At 69.6% G+C, this 13,696-nt stretch carries 16 protein-coding genes and 1 pseudogene; 7 read left to right on the top strand and 10 right to left on the bottom strand.

Features of this window, described 5'->3' with window-relative positions; translation table 11 throughout:
* The first annotated feature begins 38 nt into the window (after positions 1-38).
* Positions 39-746, top strand: coding sequence for a DUF4191 domain-containing protein (locus ABLE53_RS11940; protein WP_348859156.1), 708 nt, complete (start codon positions 39-41; stop codon positions 744-746).
* Positions 747-757: 11 nt separating this feature from the next.
* Here ABLE53_RS11940 and ABLE53_RS11935 read toward each other — a convergent pair whose 3' ends face one another.
* The 3 genes from ABLE53_RS11935 to ABLE53_RS11925 form a co-directional block, all read right to left on the bottom strand.
* Entirely contained in the window at positions 758-988 is a 231-nt protein-coding gene (locus tag ABLE53_RS11935; RefSeq protein ID WP_348859154.1) for a hypothetical protein, read from the bottom strand.
* 165 nt (positions 989-1,153) lie between these two features.
* Positions 1,154-1,987, bottom strand: coding sequence for an SCO4651 family lipoprotein (locus tag ABLE53_RS11930; RefSeq protein WP_348859153.1), 834 nt, complete (start codon positions 1,985-1,987; stop codon positions 1,154-1,156).
* A gap of 126 nt (positions 1,988-2,113) precedes the next feature.
* Complete coding sequence (locus tag ABLE53_RS11925; RefSeq protein ID WP_348859152.1) at positions 2,114-2,575, bottom strand: RDD family protein; 462 nt, start codon at positions 2,573-2,575, stop codon at positions 2,114-2,116.
* A 217-nt stretch (positions 2,576-2,792) separates the two neighbouring features.
* Between ABLE53_RS11925 and glnA the strand changes: the two genes are divergently transcribed.
* Positions 2,793-4,217: a type I glutamate--ammonia ligase gene (gene glnA / locus ABLE53_RS11920; protein WP_348859151.1), complete on the top strand. Its 1,425-nt coding sequence runs from the start codon at positions 2,793-2,795 to the stop codon at positions 4,215-4,217.
* A 719-nt stretch (positions 4,218-4,936) separates the two neighbouring features.
* Here the strand turns inward: glnA and ABLE53_RS11915 are convergent.
* Positions 4,937-5,323: a TetR-like C-terminal domain-containing protein gene (locus ABLE53_RS11915; RefSeq protein ID WP_348859150.1), complete on the bottom strand. Its 387-nt coding sequence runs from the start codon at positions 5,321-5,323 to the stop codon at positions 4,937-4,939.
* An 18-nt stretch (positions 5,324-5,341) separates the two neighbouring features.
* Positions 5,342-5,452, bottom strand: a pseudogene (locus ABLE53_RS24835) (TetR family transcriptional regulator); the annotation flags it as partial.
* A gap of 60 nt (positions 5,453-5,512) precedes the next feature.
* Between ABLE53_RS24835 and ABLE53_RS11910 the strand changes: the two are divergent.
* Entirely contained in the window at positions 5,513-5,710 is a 198-nt protein-coding gene (locus ABLE53_RS11910) for a hypothetical protein (RefSeq protein ID WP_348859149.1), read from the top strand.
* 185 nt (positions 5,711-5,895) lie between these two features.
* Here ABLE53_RS11910 and ABLE53_RS11905 read toward each other — a convergent pair whose 3' ends face one another.
* Positions 5,896-6,324 carry an ester cyclase gene (locus ABLE53_RS11905; RefSeq protein ID WP_348859148.1) on the bottom strand — a complete coding sequence of 143 codons (429 nt, stop codon included), beginning with the start codon at positions 6,322-6,324 and terminating at the stop codon, positions 5,896-5,898.
* 76 nt (positions 6,325-6,400) lie between these two features.
* Between ABLE53_RS11905 and ABLE53_RS11900 the strand changes: the two genes are divergently transcribed.
* Positions 6,401-7,036 carry a TetR/AcrR family transcriptional regulator gene (locus tag ABLE53_RS11900; RefSeq protein ID WP_348859147.1) on the top strand — a complete coding sequence of 212 codons (636 nt, stop codon included), beginning with the start codon at positions 6,401-6,403 and terminating at the stop codon, positions 7,034-7,036.
* A 361-nt stretch (positions 7,037-7,397) separates the two neighbouring features.
* Positions 7,398-7,556, top strand: coding sequence for a response regulator transcription factor (locus tag ABLE53_RS11895; RefSeq protein ID WP_425474867.1), 159 nt, complete (start codon positions 7,398-7,400; stop codon positions 7,554-7,556).
* A gap of 173 nt (positions 7,557-7,729) precedes the next feature.
* Here the strand turns inward: ABLE53_RS11895 and ABLE53_RS11890 are convergent, their stop codons facing one another.
* Entirely contained in the window at positions 7,730-8,293 is a 564-nt protein-coding gene (locus ABLE53_RS11890; protein ID WP_348859146.1) for an alpha/beta hydrolase, read from the bottom strand.
* Between the two features lie 127 nt (positions 8,294-8,420).
* Between ABLE53_RS11890 and ABLE53_RS11885 the strand changes: the two genes are divergently transcribed.
* On the top strand, positions 8,421-8,813 hold the full coding sequence (locus ABLE53_RS11885; RefSeq protein WP_348859145.1) for a TetR family transcriptional regulator C-terminal domain-containing protein: 393 nt from the start codon (positions 8,421-8,423) through the stop codon (positions 8,811-8,813).
* Positions 8,814-8,993: 180 nt separating this feature from the next.
* Positions 8,994-9,497 carry a GAF domain-containing protein gene (locus ABLE53_RS11880; RefSeq protein ID WP_348859144.1) on the top strand — a complete coding sequence of 168 codons (504 nt, stop codon included), beginning with the start codon at positions 8,994-8,996 and terminating at the stop codon, positions 9,495-9,497.
* Between the two features lie 15 nt (positions 9,498-9,512).
* Here the strand turns inward: ABLE53_RS11880 and ABLE53_RS11875 are convergent, their stop codons facing one another.
* The 3 genes from ABLE53_RS11875 to ABLE53_RS11865 are packed head-to-tail and all read right to left on the bottom strand — an operon-like array spanning position 9,513 to position 13,644.
* Positions 9,513-10,571, bottom strand: a complete 1,059-nt coding sequence (locus ABLE53_RS11875) for an alcohol dehydrogenase catalytic domain-containing protein (protein ID WP_348859142.1) — start codon at positions 10,569-10,571, stop codon at positions 9,513-9,515.
* Positions 10,561-12,204, bottom strand: coding sequence for an AMP-binding protein (locus ABLE53_RS11870; RefSeq protein WP_348859141.1), 1,644 nt, complete (start codon positions 12,202-12,204; stop codon positions 10,561-10,563). Before ABLE53_RS11870 ends, ABLE53_RS11875 begins: the two co-directional genes overlap by 11 nt.
* Positions 12,205-13,644, bottom strand: a complete 1,440-nt coding sequence (locus ABLE53_RS11865) for a short-chain fatty acid transporter (protein ID WP_348859139.1) — start codon at positions 13,642-13,644, stop codon at positions 12,205-12,207.
* Positions 13,645-13,696 lie beyond the last annotated feature (52 nt).

The raw sequence follows: 13,696 nt of genomic DNA, 5'->3' as shown, positions 1-13,696 counted from the left end.
CCCACTCTTCAGCACCGTCGAAAGAGGCACCACCCGCGATGTCCCAGCTGGACCCGAGCAGCATGAGCCGCCGACAGCAGTTCGTCGAGACCTACCGCATCACCCGGCAGAACGAGCCCACCATCGGCCTGAAGCTGCTCGCCACCTTCGTCGTCGGCGCGGTCGTCGGCTTCGTGGTCTTCTGGCTGCTGCCCGGCGAGGGCGTCTTCGGCTGGATCATGGCCGGCATCGGCGCGCTGCTCGTCGGTCTCGTCGCCACCCTCATCCTGTTCTCGCGACGGGCCCAGAAGGCGGCGTACGCCCGGATCGAGGGGCAGCCGGGGGCGGCGTACGCCGCGCTCAACATGCTGCGCCGCGGCTGGACCTCCAGCCAGGCCGTCGCGTTCAACAAGAGCCAGGACATGGTCCACCGGGTCGTCGGGCCCCCGGGGGTCGTCCTCGTCGGCGAGGGCAGCAGCCACAACCGGGTCCGCGGCCTCCTCGCCGCCGAGCGCACCAAGACCGCCCGCGTCCTCCCCGAGGTCCCGATCAGCGAGGTCATCGCCGGCAACGGCGACGACGAGGTCCCGCTGCCGAAGCTGACCCGTCACATCACCAAGCTCGGTCGCAAGGTCTCCCCCGCCGAGATCACCGACATCCTCAACCGGCTCAAGGCGCTCGACAACACCCGTGGCCGGCTGCCGATGCCGAAGGGCCCGGTGCCCACCAGCATGAGGGGGCTGCGGCAGAACCTCCGCGGCCGCTGAGCCCCTGCCCGTCAGTGGGCGGCGGGGCGAAGCGCGGAGAGGAACCGCGGACGGCGGCGTACTACGGGGGCCGGCTCGACGTCGGCGTACGCGAGCTGTGTGTCGAGCGTGGTGAACAGCTCGCGCTCGCGCCGCTCGCGGGCGGCGAACCGAGCTGCGCGGCGCAGCCGCCACGTCTCGGCCTCGGCGATCCGCTGCGCGGTCCGGTCGGCGGCGAGGACCTGGTTCAGGTAGGTGTTCATCGGGGTGCTCCTGGTCTGGTGGATGACACCTACGAGACTCGCGCTAAGGGCGCACCCCGCACATCGGCAGGACTACCGATGTCGCCCGCCGGTGGCCACCCAGATCCCGGCACCGCCGGCGGCTGAGGTACCTACGGATCGCCCGGGGCGCTGCCTAAGGCAGTATCAGGACACGCCCTTCATCAGCCCGCTGAGGTCGGTGACCTTGCCGGACGGCGGCGCCTTCAGGTCGACCTTCTCGTCGAAGTCCGACAGGTGCAGCTCGGTGTCGCCGAGGTCGCCCATGTCGACCTTCGACTGCACGACCCGGCCCTCGTCGTCGACCCAGAGCTCCTCATCCAGCGTGGCGGGCACCTTCGCCCCCGCGGACGAGCTGTCCACGCCCATCGCCGACATCAGGGACTTCGCGTCGACGGTGACCTTGTAGTGATCGGCGTCGGCGCCGTCGATGCTCTCGGAGCCCTCGTACGTCGCCTTGTCGACCGCGTCGCCGAGCTTCGACACGACCGCGAGCGGGTTGGTCATGGCGTCGGACATGCCGCCGAGGCCCGCGACCTGGCCGAAGTCGGCGGGGTCGAGCTTGCCCCACATGTCGCCGCTGGTCATGCCGGGCACCTGGAGGTACATCACCTTGTCGACGTAGAGCACGCTGACCTTCTGCCCGGACAGCGACATCTCCATCTGGGTCGCCGGCGGGCTGACCTGCACGTCGCCGTCGGCGGTCACGTTCATCTGCTGGCCGAGGACGCTCGTCGTGGTGTCCATCGCCATGTGGGCGGTCTTGAAGCTGGTCGCCGCCTTGGTCAGGATCGCGGCCATCTCGGACTTCGAGACCGGGTCGCCGGCGTCGAGGCCGGCCGCGGCGGCCGAGCCATGGGAGTCGGAGTCGTCGGAGTCGTCGGAGCCGCCTCCGCAGGCGACCAGCCCGGTGAGCGCGAGCACGAGAACACCGCCGGCGGCGGTACGCCGCCAGAGCGTGCGGGGGGCGGGTCGGGGCATGGGGAGGACCTTCCAGTCTCGACTGCGTCCGGTGCCTCTACAGTGCCTGCCCCACCCAAGGCGGCGGAAGCCCGCGCAGCGCGGGCCGCGTCACATCCGCTCCGGCACCGCGCGCGGCAGCTCACATCAGCGGCGCAGGAACGTCGACCGGTAGGTCTGCAGCGTCACCGTCGCCGTCCCGGCGGCGAGGTCGTGGAGCCCACGGCCGTCCGGCTTGAAGATCAGCGGCGGGATCACGACCGCGACGAGGATCTGCCGCGCCAGCGACCGCAGTGGGTCCAGCGGGCGCGGGTCGCAGCCTCCCGGCGTCGTACGCACCGTGCGGAGGCGGGTCAGCAGCTTGCCGAACGAGCCGCCAGCCAGCGTCGTGAAGGCGGTCGACTCGACGACGTACGCCAGCAGGGTCCAGCTCGACGCCGTCGAGCCGGGGCGTACGACGTCGTCCCAGCCGATGACGACCGCGACGACCAGCCAGCAGGCGAGCCAGTCCACCAGCAGGGCGAGGACGCGGCGCCCCCACGAGGCCGTGGCGTACGGCAGCGTCGCCGTCCCCGTCGACGCCGGGTGCGAGCGCTGCGGATCCGTCACGACGGGAAAGCCTAGAAGCCCGCGTCCCACCCAGTGGACACCGGGCTCGGTTACGCTCACTCTCAGCAACGCGTTACATCGTGGAAACAATCACGTGATTGCCTCGCAACCGCCTCTGCCTAGGTTGCAGGCACGGTCGGGCGCACAGGATCCCGAGCGGTCATCTCGCGAGAAAAGATCTGGCTCCTCCGCGTGCCCGGGGAGCCAAGGAGGACGAATGTTCAGCAACCCCGACGAGTTGTTCAAGTACATCAAGGACGAGGGCGTCGAGTTCGTCGACATCCGGTTCATGGACCTGCCGGGTGTGCAGCAGCACTTCACCGTCCCGGTGTCGTCCTTCGGGCCCGACGTCCTCGAGAACGGCCTGGCGTTCGACGGCTCCTCGATCCGCGGCTTCCAGGCCATCAACGAGTCCGATATGGCGCTCTTCCCGGACGTCACGACCGCCTTCCTGGACCCGTTCCGTACGGCGAAGACGCTCGCGCTGAACTTCTTCGTCCACGACCCGATCACGGGCGAGGCCTACTCCCGCGACCCGCGCAACATCGCGAAGAAGGCGGTCTCCTACCTGGGGACCACCGGGATCGGCGACACGGCGTACTTCGCGCCGGAGGCGGAGTTCTACATCTTCGACAACGTCCGCTTCGAGACGAAGCAGAACACCGGCTACTACGAGATCGACTCCGAGGCCGGCGCGTGGAACACCGGTGCCGCCTTCGAGCGCGACAACCGCGGCTACAAGGTGAAGTACAAGGGCGGCTACTTCCCGGTCGCCCCGACCGACCACTTCAGCGACCTGCGCGACCAGATGGTCAAGAACCTCGAGGCCGCCGGCCTGCTCGTCGAGCGCGCCCACCACGAGGTCGGCACCGCGGGCCAGGCGGAGATCAACTACCGCTTCAACACGCTGCTCGCCGCGGCCGACGACGTGATGAAGTTCAAGTACATCATCCGCAACACCGCCTGGCAGGCCGGCAAGACCGTCACCTTCATGCCGAAGCCGATCTTCGGCGACAACGGCTCGGGCATGCACTGCCACCAGTCGATCTGGAACGGCGGCGACCCGCTGTTCTACGACGAGGCCGGCTACGGCGGCCTCTCCGACGTCGCGCGGTGGTACATCGGCGGCATCCTCAAGCACGCGCCCGCGCTGCTCGCCTGGACGAACCCGACGGTCAACTCCTACCACCGCCTGGTCCCCGGCTTCGAGGCCCCGATCTCGCTGGTCTACTCCTCGCGCAACCGCTCCGCCGCGGTCCGCATCCCGATCACCGGCAGCAACCCGAAGGCCAAGCGCCTCGAGTGCCGCTTCCCGGATCCGTCCTCCAACCCGTACCTCGCCTTCTCGGCGCTGCTCCTCGCGGGCATCGACGGCATCCAGAACAAGATCGAGCCGCCCGCGCCGGTCGACAAGGACATCTACGAGCTGCCGCCGGACGAGATGGCCGAGATCGACCAGGTCCCGACCTCCCTCGGCGCCGTGCTCGACGCCCTCGAGGCCGACCACGACTTCCTCACCGCCGGGGACGTCTTCACGCCCGACCTGATCGAGACCTGGATCGACTACAAGCGCACCAACGAGATCCTGCCCGTGCAGCTGCGCCCGCACCCGCACGAGTTCGAGCTCTACTACGACATCTAGTCCCGCGTGGGTTGCGCCCACCGGCTGAGTGCCCGAAAACGACCCCTGACCTGGGAAGACGCCTTCCAACGTCTTCCAGCGTCAGGGGCCGTTCTTCGTTGGCCTGCGGCCCCAGTGCGGCCCACCGCTGTTGGTCAACGTGCCGATCTCCCAGATCCGCGGGACGTCGGGCCCGACACGCTCAGGTGGTGCGCGCTCTGAAAGGTCGTTCTGCCCAGGCGAGCACCCGGGCCACGGCCGGGTCTCCCAGTCGTAACTCGCCGCCGGCCTACAGACCAATCCGCGATCCCTCAGGGAAGCGGCGCCGGAGCTCACGAAGCGTGCACGTCCACCTCACGCAAGGTGAGACGCAGCCCGACCGCCGATGGGCGGCAGTGGCCGCGCGAACCCCGATCTCGCCGCTCCCCGATCGTCACGGGGCCACGGCACTCCCCGATGTAGACGGACTGCGCGTCGCATCTTCAGTCCTTCCTTGGCGGAGTTGCGGTGGCTCACTCCCGTGGGTCGGCCCAGACCGGGCCTCGCGGACGAGAGCGGTGGTTGCGGGCATCGAAGTCGCCAACCCCGTGATCTGGGGCGGCGACTGGAACCACGAGCTCACTGGTCGCATCTGTGCCGGGGAGCGTCGCCGGACGAGCTCGAATCCTCACGGCGCGGGATCCATATCCAGACCGTGTGCGCGATCATCACAAGAGCCATGCGGTCGCCTGACGGCACTGCTAGCGAACCGGCCCGATGACACCGTCGAGGACGAGATCGACAAGCCTCTCGGCGATGCCTGGGTCCAGCGGGCGTCGTCGGGCCAGGATCCGGAAGTGCATCGTGCCGATCAGTGCCTCGTAGGCCAGCGGGGCGACGTCGGCGTCCGGGATCTCGCCGCGCGCCTCCGCGCGCTCGAAGATGACCTGTGCCCGCTCGAACCGGTCGGCCCAGAAGGCGTCGCGAAGTCCGCGGGACGTCTCGTCCTCCGCGGTCGCGCCCAGATACGCCAGGGCGTACCCAGCAGGCGTACGAAGGAACTCCGCGACCGCCTCGATCACAGCGACGAGATCGCCCCGCAAGCTGCCGGTGTCGGGCGCGACCAGCCGCTCCCCCGAGAGTGTCATGAGGACATCTGCCAGCAGCGCCTCCTTGGTCCCCCACTTGCGAAAGATCGTCGTCTCATTGACTCCGGCCCGAGCGGCGATGTCTCCGACGGTCAGGTCTCCGGGGGAGATCTCCAGCAACAGGGCACTCGCGGCCTCGAGAACAGCCCTGCGGGTGCGGGCGGTCCGCCCGCCGGTCTGGGCTTTGCGGTGGTCGGCACCGCCTCAGTAGCAGCTGATCGCTGGACCCCGCTGCACCTGTCCGAGCCGTTCCTCGGTCGGATCTCGAAGGCCCCGGTCGCTCACGTCATGCTCCCCAACGGTGGCCACTACCCGCTCGAGAAGGAAGCCCTCGACCCCATGGTCGAGACCATCAGCTCCTTCGTCGCCGACCGCGTCGAACAGTGACAGGCGAAGTCGTCGTCCGTCGCCGGACGTACGGCCGTCAGACTCCAGCGGAAGACCCGGCACCAACAGGAGCTTCGAGAGTTGTCGCCTCAGATTGAAGAAAGTTCCGCATTGGAACTTGGTGGACCTAACAGGACAACTATCGAACCCTCGCCCGAGCTCCTCGGCCTCGGACCGGGATCTGCTCAGACGCGGGTGGCGGGGTCGGGGGGCGTGATCACACCGAGTTGGATGAAGGCGCTCAGGTCGTCGCGCACGCCCCAGTGCTCGGCGAGCAGGTCGCCCTCGGTCCGGTAGAGGTGCAGTGTCGTGATCCGGTACGGCTTGCCCTCGGCCTCGGGTCCGTGCAGGGGCGCCAGCCCGACGGCGGACGCCTCGGCACGCAACACGACCCGGTCGCCGGTGCTGAAGATCTCCTGGATCTGGTAGCGGTACTTCAAGGCGTGGTGGACGAAGGTGAGGATCTCGCGGTAGCCCGCAGGGCCCGGTTCGACCGGAAATGGTGAGCCGTGGTCGACGAAGTCGTCGGTGACGACCCGGTCGAGGATCGCGAAGTCTCCCCTGTTGATCGCCTCGAACACGGCAAGCGCTGCGGTCTCGGTGGTGGTGGTCATGAGCCCCGCTCTCATTCGGTACAGTTCAGTGGAGTTGAATTCCACTGGAATTGAAACCTAGCGAAGGAGAACGTGGGTGGCAAGGGCCTACGACATGTCCACCAGGGCCGAGCGCGCCCGGTCCACACGCGAACAGATCATCGCCACCGCCACCGGGCTGCTCCTCGATGGCGGCTATGCCGGCATGACGATCGCGACCCTCGCCGAGAGCGCCAGAGTGAGTCCCCAGACGGTCTACAACTCCATCGGCGGCAAGCCCGCCGTCGTCAAAGCTGTCTATGACCGGATGATGGCCGGCGACGCGGAGTCGATCGCGATGAGTGACCGCCCCGAGTTCACCTCGATGTTCACCGCTCCCGACCGCGCCGGGTTCGTGACCGCCTACGCCGCATGGGTGGGGCTGCTCCACAGCCGCGTCGCCCCCCTCATCGGCGCCCTGACCGCCCACGGCGTCGACGCCACCCTCACCGACTTCCTCGCCACCATCGAACGCGAGCGCTACACCGGCGTCACCCACGCCATGACCGGCCTGCGCACCCGCATCGGACTCCCCGACCGCATCGCCACCGAGTCCGGCTTCACCCGGCTCCTCGACGCGGTGTGGGCCCTCATCGCACCCGACGCCTACGACCGGCTGGTACGCCGCTCCGGCTGGTCCCGAGACGACTACGAGGAATGGCTCGCCGGCCAACTCGGCGTACTACTCACCTGACCGTTCCCCCCGCAACCATGACGACAGTCCTTCGCCGCCAATGACCGCGTCGAGCCCCGTACCTCGCGGCCGCCTTCCTCACGAAAAATCTCGCGACGGTCAGCGCCGATGGAGAGCACCGGTCCTCGCCGTCACGCGTGGTCCACGGCGCAAGGATCGGCCACATGAAGAAGGGAACACGGAGGACCTTCGAAGTGCTCGCACGACGCGTCAGGCGCAACGAACCCGATACATCGACGCATCGTGGCGGCTTTGACCCACCACGTACGGACGGATGATCCCTCGGTTCATCACCCAACTGAGGACGTGGCGATCTTTGCAAGCTCCCCAGCGCAGCGTGAGTTCGGGAGTGCTGCGTCTGGTGGCCGACGGAAGGTCCAACGCCGAGGTCGCCCGCACGCTCTACCTCAGCGAGGCCACCGTCAAGACGTACGTATCCCGCATGCTCACCAAACTCGACCTCCGCGATCGGCTTCAGCTCGCCGTTCTGGCCTACCGCACCGGCCTCGTCCGACCCTAGATCCAACTGGTGGGCTCACCGAGCACGACCGCAGAGCCCCTGTGGATGGACCCATGACCTGCGTCATATCGCGTATGAATTCGATTCACTCCTCGGTCCATGCCTGATCGACAGCTGCCCGGGCCCTGCCTACGCGCGCTCTTCCGACGAGCGATGACCCCCTATGCCTACCTTCAGGTGTAACGGCTCGTCCGTACCTGCTCGGCGATTGCGAGTGCGTCGTCGCGGAGCACGTCGACCGCTGCGCCGGCGAGCGCCAGAAGCGCAGAGGCGTACAGCTGATCAGCTCTCGGCACACAGGCGAGAACGGTGCGGAGGCGCTGGTCAGGCCCCTTGCCGTCGAGCTCGCGCCGACCCAGGTACATGTCAGTGGCTCGGTGCCGCAGGAACAGCGGTCGGTCCGGGTCCTCGGCCGTCTCCCGCAGGCCGAGGAAGTTCGCGTCGAGGTGGTTGGGCTGGATCACGACGAATCCATGGGCCGCCCAGAAGAGCGTCAGCGGCTCGTAGCCGTACATGGATGCGAGGTACATGGACCCGCCATGCCCGTGCGACAACAGGATGACCGGCAGGTCCTCACCGGTCTCCGGATACGTGACCTTGACCGAGAGATCCACCGGGCGATCGGCAGCCGGTAGCACCACCGGTGCGAAGCAGGAAACCCGCACGGGTTCAGGAAGCGGCAGTCCAGCCGAAGCCGTCATCGGGTCGCCGGCAGCCTCACTCGTCACCGTGTCCATTCCTTGATTGGTCATCTCCTTGATTGGTCATCGGTTCGAGTCTGCCGAGCGAGTCGCGGACGGCCAATGCTTGATGATGCGCAAGAGTTTCGCGATCGTACGGGTGTGGCTGACGACTATCTCTCGCGTGCTCCACCGCCGCAGCGTGATGTGGGACTCCTGCATCGCCGCCGCCATTCCCGCCGGTGCGACCCCGCGCCAAAAGCTGCTCGCCGTCTTCGACTTCCTCGACACCTTCTTCCGAGAAGCCGACTTCCGCGGGTGCGTCTTCATCAACAGCTTCGGCGAGCTCGGCAGCACCTCCGAGAAGGTGGCCGCCGCAGTGCGCAACCACAAGACCGCCTTCCGCGACTACCTCGTCGGCCTCGCCCGCGAAGCCGGGCTGCCCGACGTCCTCGGCACCCAGATCGCCATCCTCGCCGAAGGCGCCCAGGCCAGCGCCGCCATCCTCGACGACCCCCAGGCCGCGAAGGACGCGCGTGCAGCCGCGGAGGCGCTGATCCTCGCCGCAGCCGGGTGAGCCGCGCCAGCGTCGCTGTCAGGCGGCCGGAAGGTCCGCGCGACCACGCACGCAGGCGCTGGTCGATCGGCTCACCGAGAGCTTCGAGAAGAGGTAGAGGATGCTGAAGTCGGTGACCTCCAGCAGACCGCGCCCGCGTCGCGAACCGTGACGACCGTGACCGCGACCTACCATGACGCCATGACGACGAACTCCGAGGCGACGGCCGAGCGGGCACTCGCGGGCGCGGGGTCGGTCCTGGATGTGGCCGAGGAGGTGCGGCACCTGGTCCGCCGGTCGGCCGGCGCGGACGGGGCAACGTTCGTGCTGCGCGAGGGCGACCGATGCTTCTACGTCGAGGAGGACGCGATCGCGCCGCTCTGGAAGGGACAGCGGTTCGCGATCGAGACCTGCATCTCGGGGTGGGCGATGCTCCATCACGAGGTGGCGGTCGTGCCCGACATCGAGGTCGACGAGCGGATCCCGCTGGCGGCGTACCGCCCGACCTTCGTCCGCAGCCTCCTCATGGTGCCCGTCGGCGAACCCGAGCCGGTCGCCGCCATCGGCGCGTACTGGGCGAGCCTGCACACCGCGACCGACGACGAGGTGCGCCGACTCACGGACCTGGCGACGGTCACGGCGCGGGCGCTCGAGCGAGTCGGGCTCGACGACGCCCCGTGGGCGCCGAACTTCCGCGAGGACTGAGGGCGCGCCCCGAGCTCACGAGTCGCCGCGCACCTCGAGGACGATCCGCCCTTGGGCGGACCCTTCCTCCATCCGCCGGTGCACGTCGGCGACCTCGGCGTACGGGACGGTGTCGGTGACGTCGGCGGTCAGCTCGCCCCGGGCCAGCAGGTCGAGGAGGCTGCGCATCTCCCCCGTCGTGCATGACTTGGTGCCGATCAGGCTGATCTCCTTGAGGATGAGGTACGCGGGCGGGATCGACGCCTCCGTGCCCTCGACGTTGCCGACGACGACCACCCGGCCGCCGGGGCGTACGGCGTGGAGCGACTCGCGCAGGGTCGGCGCACCGACTACGTCGAGCACCAGGTCGGCCTGCGCGCCGACTCGGTCGCGCAGCTCGCGGGCGAAGTGCCGCTCGGGCGAGACGACGACGTCGTCGGCGCCCATCGCAGAGACGGGACCCACGCTCTCCGCCGACGAGGCGACGCCGACGACACGCCCGCCGAGTGCCTTGGCGACCGAGACGGCGTGCAGCCCCACTCCCCCGCTGGCGCCGGTCACCACGACCAGGTCGCCCTTCTGGAGATTGCCGCGGGTCACGAGGGCGTGGTAGGCCGTGCCGAGCGTGCAGGTCGCGATCGCGGCCTCCCGCAGGCCCACGCCGGCGGGCAGTCCGATGGTGGTCCGGGCCTCGGCGACGACGTACTCCGCGTAACCGCCGTCCCTGTCCTCGCCGAGGAACTGCGGCGTCACGACCGTGCACAGCGCCTCGGCCCCGCCGCGGCAGGCCTCGCACTCGCCGCAGCCGGAGTAGATCATCGTCATCACCCGGTCGCCGACCGCGTGCTCGGTGACGTCCGGTCCGAGTGCGACGACCCGGCCGCTCACCTGGTGCCCGAGCGTGACCGGCAGTTGGGCGCGCGGGAAGGCGCCGGCCCGGGTGAGGAGGTCGTGGCGGCACACCCCGCAGTACGCGACCTCGACGAGCACCTGCCCCGGTCCCGGCTCCGGGACCGGCACCGTCTGCTCGCGCAGCACGTCGGGCCCGCCGAAGACGTCGATCCGCATCGCCCGCATCGTCGCCTCAGCGGGCATCGACGACCTCCTGCGCCCGCTGCCGCAGCTCGCCGAGGCGGACCTTGGTGCCGTTGGTGCCGGCGGTGACCGGCAGCGCGTCGAGGACGAGGACCGTCGAGGGCACCTTGTACGGCGCCAGCTCGGCGCGGCACCGGGCGAGCAGCTCCTCGGGGTCGGGCGTACGACCCTCGGCCGGTGTCACGAATGCCACCGCCTCCTCCCGGCCGCCGCGCGAAGCGCCGACGACCTTGACCTGGCCGACGGTGGGATGGTCGACGAGGAAGTGCTCGATCTCGGCGGGCTGCACGAGGAAGCCGCGCAGCCGCATCGCCTCCCCCGCCCGCCCCTCGTAGGTCAGCGAGCGGCCGTCGGCGTCGACCGAGCCGAGGTCGCCGGAGTCGAACCAGCCGTCGTCGAGACTCGGCGGGACCTGCTCGCTCCCGCGCAGGTAGGCCTCCAGCACGGCGTAGCCGCGGAACTGCAGCAGCCCGACCGTCCCGGCGGGCAGCACCTCGCCGCTGCCGGGGTCGACGGCGCGCACCTCGAGGGCGTCCGACACCAGCCGACCGCCGCCCTTCCACTGCGGCCGGTCGGGCTCGTCCTTGTCGCGCAGGCTGAGCAGCGAGAAGAGCTCCGAGGAGCCGTAGGCCCCCGACGGCGTCGTACCCGTCCACTCCGCGAACCACGGCAGGAGCGGCTCGACGCCGCCGATGAACGTCGCGACGCCGGCGACCCGCCAGTCGTCGAGGCGCAGCCGGTGCTGCTGCCAGCCGCGGTGGAGCCCGTCGTACAGGTCGTCGCCGCCGAAGGTGTGGGTGACCCGGTGCTCGCGCATCAGGGCGATCGTCTCGGCGCCCTCGAAGACCGGGACGAGCAGCGTCGCCGCGCCGGAGACCACCGCGGCCACCGTCGGAATGTACGAGAAGACCCCGGTCACGGGGAGAACCGAGGCGATGACGTCCCCGGCGCGGTAGCCGACGGTGCGGGCGACCTCGCGGGCATGGAGCCCGATCGAGGCCTGGTCGTGGGCGGCCAGCTTCGGCAGCCCGGTCGAACCGGAGGTCGTGAACGCCATCGCGAGGTCGGTCGGGCGACCGGCCGCCCCGTGGTCCGGCCTCTCCTCGGCCACCGCCTCGTCGGCCCACCACGTCCCCGCCCCGAGGTCGTATGCCGCCGGGTCGGCCTCGACGTCCGCGCCCGTGCTCGGGCGCAGCAGCGCGACCTGCGGCGGCCGCCAGCCGGCCGCGTCGGTCGCTGCCCGCTTCGCGGCGGCGTGGAGCAGCTCGGCCATCGGCAGGTCGAGCAGCGCGGTCGGCATCAGGACCGTGTCGGGCCTGGCCTGGGTGAGCACGTGGGCGACCTCGAGGGCGCGGTAGCGGGTGTTGATCCCGACCAGCATCGCCCCCTCGGCCGCGGCGGCGAGCTGCCAGACCAGGAACTCCCGGCGGTTCTCCGCCCAGTAGCCGATCCGCGACCCACGCCCGAGGCCGTGCACCGCCAGCCGGCGGCGGACCCGCTCGATCTCCGCGTCGAGCCCTGCGTACGTCGTCGTGATCGTCTCCCGGCCCCGCCGCTCGATCGTCGCCACCGCGTCCGGGCTCGCCGCAGCCGCCTGCTTCCAGAGCTCGTACAGTCCGGTCGTCTCGGTCATCTAGGCGGCGAGCACCCCCCAGAGCAGGACCGCGACGGCGTACACGACACCGCAGGCCACCATGATGATCACCAGGTACCCCATGATGTCCTTCAGCTTCAGCTTGGACAGCGCCAGCACTGGCAGGATCCACAGCGGCTGGATGATGTCGTTCCACGCGTTCCCCAGCTGGACCGCCATCGCGTTCTGGGCATAGTCGCTGCCGAGCGCCTTCGCGGCCTCGATGGTGAACGGCCCCTGGATGACCCAGTGCCCGCCACCGGACGGCGCGACGAAGTTGAGCACGAACGAGACCAGGAAGCCGAGGAAGGGCAGCGTGCCGGCCGAGGCGATGTCCGACATCCAGTCGCCGAAGCTCACGACCAGCCCGGAGGCGGTCATGATCGCCATGATCCCGGCGTAGAAGGGGTACTGCAGCACGATCCCGGAGATCGTCTTCACCCCGTCGGCCATCGCGGCGAGGTAGCGCGCCGGCGTACCCATGAAGAGCAGGCCGACGAAGAGCATCGTGAAGTTCACGCTGTTGATGTCGAGGCTGTTGCCCTTGGCGAAGTGGATGACCAGGTAGAGCAGGCCACACAGCCCGGCGACGGTCCCGATGACGCGGCTGTGGTTGAGCCGCTCGGCGACCGTGAGCGGGCCCGGCGGCGGCCCGACCCGCGGCGGCTCCTCGGCGTGCTTCGACCGGTCGATCTCGACCACTCGACTCGGGTCCTTGGGATGCAGCATCGGGTTCAGCGTCAGCAGGAGCACGAGGATGGCGAGGGCCGTGAGCCCCATCGGCCACGACCAGATCGTCCGCGACAGCGGGATCAGCCCCATCTGCGCCTCGAGCGGGTGGCCCTTGGTCGAGATGGTGACCGGGATGGACGCGGACAGCCCGAGCGCCCAGAGGGTGAAGCCGCTGTAGGCCGACGCGATGATCAGCGGGTAGTGGACCCCGCTCACGCGCAGCGCGAACTTCGTGGCGACGACGCCTCCGACCACGAGCCCGAAACCCCAGTTGATGTAGCTGCCGACCGCCCCGATCGCCGTGGCCGCCATGACCGCCTGCCGCGGCGTCGCGAGCCGGTCGGCAACGGCGTTGATGCCGGCCTGCACCGGCGGCGTGTGCGCGAGGACGAACCCGGTCGCCAGGACCAGCGCCATCTGCATCGTGAACTCGAGCAGGTTCCAGAACCCGTCGCCCCAGGACGTGACCAGGTCGACCGGGTTCTCCTGCTCGATCACGAGCGCGAGCACCGCGACCAGCAGCGTCAGCCCGAGGGCCAGCACGAACGGGTCGGGCACGAACCGCTCGGTCAGGCTCGTGAAGAATTCCGCCACCCGCTCCAGCGGGCCGCGCCGCTCCCCGCCGGGCGGCGGCGGGCCACCGCTCGGCCGCGTCGGAGCCTGGACGACTCCCGTTGCCTCCACCGGACCATCCTGCTGCGTGGCCATGACCCGCCTCCTCGAGAAATGTGGCGCGGGTCACGTTAGAGTATGGTTCACG

It is taken from the genome of Nocardioides asiaticus (assembly GCF_040049175.1).
GTDB classification, from domain to species: domain Bacteria; phylum Actinomycetota; class Actinomycetes; order Propionibacteriales; family Nocardioidaceae; genus Nocardioides; species Nocardioides cheoyonin.
The sequence above is the reverse complement of the archived record's forward strand: the minus strand, read 5'-3'. Positions and strand labels throughout refer to the sequence as shown.

What these genes read in the sequence shown, in the direction of transcription:
- ABLE53_RS11940 (WP_348859156.1), top strand. Translation starts at nt 39, where the DNA reads ATGTCCCAGCTGGACCCGAGCAGCATGAGCCGCCGACAGCAGTTCGTC.
- ABLE53_RS11935 (WP_348859154.1), bottom strand. Translation starts at nt 988, where the DNA reads ATGAACACCTACCTGAACCAGGTCCTCGCCGCCGACCGGACCGCGCAG.
- ABLE53_RS11930 (WP_348859153.1), bottom strand. Translation starts at nt 1,987, where the DNA reads ATGCCCCGACCCGCCCCCCGCACGCTCTGGCGGCGTACCGCCGCCGGC.
- glnA (WP_348859151.1), top strand. Translation starts at nt 2,793, where the DNA reads ATGTTCAGCAACCCCGACGAGTTGTTCAAGTACATCAAGGACGAGGGC.
- ABLE53_RS11915 (WP_348859150.1), bottom strand. Translation starts at nt 5,323, where the DNA reads ATGACACTCTCGGGGGAGCGGCTGGTCGCGCCCGACACCGGCAGCTTG.
- ABLE53_RS11905 (WP_348859148.1), bottom strand. Translation starts at nt 6,324, where the DNA reads ATGACCACCACCACCGAGACCGCAGCGCTTGCCGTGTTCGAGGCGATC.
- ABLE53_RS11890 (WP_348859146.1), bottom strand. Translation starts at nt 8,293, where the DNA reads ATGGACACGGTGACGAGTGAGGCTGCCGGCGACCCGATGACGGCTTCG.
- ABLE53_RS11880 (WP_348859144.1), top strand. Translation starts at nt 8,994, where the DNA reads ATGACGACGAACTCCGAGGCGACGGCCGAGCGGGCACTCGCGGGCGCG.
- ABLE53_RS11875 (WP_348859142.1), bottom strand. Translation starts at nt 10,571, where the DNA reads ATGCCCGCTGAGGCGACGATGCGGGCGATGCGGATCGACGTCTTCGGC.
- ABLE53_RS11870 (WP_348859141.1), bottom strand. Translation starts at nt 12,204, where the DNA reads ATGACCGAGACGACCGGACTGTACGAGCTCTGGAAGCAGGCGGCTGCG.
- ABLE53_RS11865 (WP_348859139.1), bottom strand. Translation starts at nt 13,644, where the DNA reads ATGGCCACGCAGCAGGATGGTCCGGTGGAGGCAACGGGAGTCGTCCAG.